Raw genomic sequence first — 1,017 nt, forward strand, 5'->3', positions numbered from 1 at the left:
CGACRATATTTGTTGATACCAAACCGGACATGAGAATTGTTCAGGAAGAAATATTYGGGCCAGTACTKACYGTRCAAAARTTTAAAGATGAAGCGGAAGCCATCCARCTTGCCAATGATACTCCATACGGCCTCGCAGCAGGTGTATTTTCMCAAGACGGYGCGAAGGCTTTAAGAGTGAYTAAGAAAATAAGAGCAGGAATTACRTGGATTAATGCTTATAATCTAGCCTACAATGAAGCACCGTGGGGAGGCTACAARCAGAGCGGRATTGGYCGKGGRTTAGGAACTTWTGGTTTAGATGAGTTTAGTGAGGTAAAACAAATYAACATTAATTTAGAAGTGGAGCCAACCAAGTGGTTTGATCATTAAAAATGGAKAAGTAGAKATAAAAGAGTAAAAGAGAGTGAGTCACTGTACTATTACACTGTTTGAAAAATTGAAAGGGGACATTAATGATGATCTGGGATTTTAATTTCAATCTTCCTACCTCTATAGAGTTTGGGAACGGAAAAGTTAAAAATATTGGGAAAAGAGCAAAAGAGCTAGGAGGAAAAAAGGCACTTCTAATTACCGATAAAGGACTGGCGCAAACTGGAATTTTACAAAAGGTTACCGATTCGTTAGACCAAGAAGGTGTCAATTATATTGTTTTTGATGAAATTACTCCTAATCCAAAAGATGTAGATTGCCATAGAGCCTATCAACAATTTAAAGACGAGGAAATAGATCTTTTGATAGGTCTTGGCGGCGGAAGTTCGATGGATACAGCAAAAGCAATTGGTACACTTTTAACCCATGGAGGAGAGCTTAGAGAGCGTTACGGTTTTAATTTACTAGAGAGAGAAATCACTCCACTTATTTGTATTCCTACAACTTCAGGCACTGGAAGTGAGGTTACAACAGGTTCTGTCATTACAGATACAGTTACAAAACAGAAAGAGGCTATACTTGACATTAGACTGGCTCCGAAACTAGCAATTTTGGATCCTGAATTAACTCTAACTCTGCCTAAATC

The 1,017-nt window shown here is 38.4% G+C and carries 2 protein-coding genes; both read left to right on the forward strand.

All coding sequences use genetic code 11. The annotated features are described in order from the left end of the window. Positions 1–371: aldehyde dehydrogenase family protein (locus tag AC1DUW_RS30340; protein ID WP_477644376.1), on the forward strand; the 371-nt coding region annotated here is incomplete at its 5' end. An 83-nt stretch (positions 372–454) separates the two neighbouring features. After that, positions 455–1,017, forward strand: a 563-nt coding sequence (locus tag AC1DUW_RS30345) for an iron-containing alcohol dehydrogenase (protein WP_477644377.1), incomplete at its 3' end; no start/stop codon positions are given.

The sequence above is a fragment of the Peribacillus sp. P4_C12 genome, from assembly GCF_056402095.1.